We start from the raw sequence: 524 nt of genomic DNA on the forward strand, positions 1-524 counted from the left end.
CGCCTGGCCAGAACCGCTTCAGCAAGTGGGCAGGCGCGTCACGGCGCACTTGCCCCGAGGTTTCACCAACCGGTATTTCCATCATGAACGCGCCGCGCCAAGACCTTCGTGCCCGCCAGACCCGGCTGCAGGACTACCAGGCCATGCTGGCCCGACGCCTGCGCGAGGCGCGCAACCTTCCGGCCGTCGACAGCTACCTGGGCGTGCTGGTGGGGCAGCGCGGCTGGCTGCTGCCGCTGATGGAAACGGGCGAGGTGCTCGAGATGCGCCAGCCCGCCAGCGTGCCGCTGACCCAGCCGTGGTATCGCGGCCTGGTCAATGCGCGCGGCAACCTGCTCGGCGTGATCGACTTCGGCATGTATTGCGGCGACGGCCCGACACCGGTGCAGCCGGGCAGCAAGATCGTTGTCCTGTCGCGCCATGTCGAACGTGCATGCGGGATCATCGCCACGCGCGTGGTGGGCCTGCGCCACGCCGTTGACCTGACGCCGGCTGGCGGGGACGCGCCCGAGGGCTGGCAGGGC

General features: G+C 70.2%; 1 protein-coding gene. It reads left to right on the forward strand.

The window, feature by feature from the left end:
• Positions 1–83 precede the first annotated feature (83 nt).
• Positions 84–524: chemotaxis protein CheW (locus tag B552_RS0126950; RefSeq protein WP_026036086.1), on the forward strand; the 441-nt coding region annotated here is incomplete at its 3' end.

Origin of the sequence: Cupriavidus sp. BIS7 (genome assembly GCF_000292345.1) — a bacterium.
Classification (GTDB): Bacteria; Pseudomonadota; Gammaproteobacteria; order Burkholderiales; family Burkholderiaceae; genus Cupriavidus.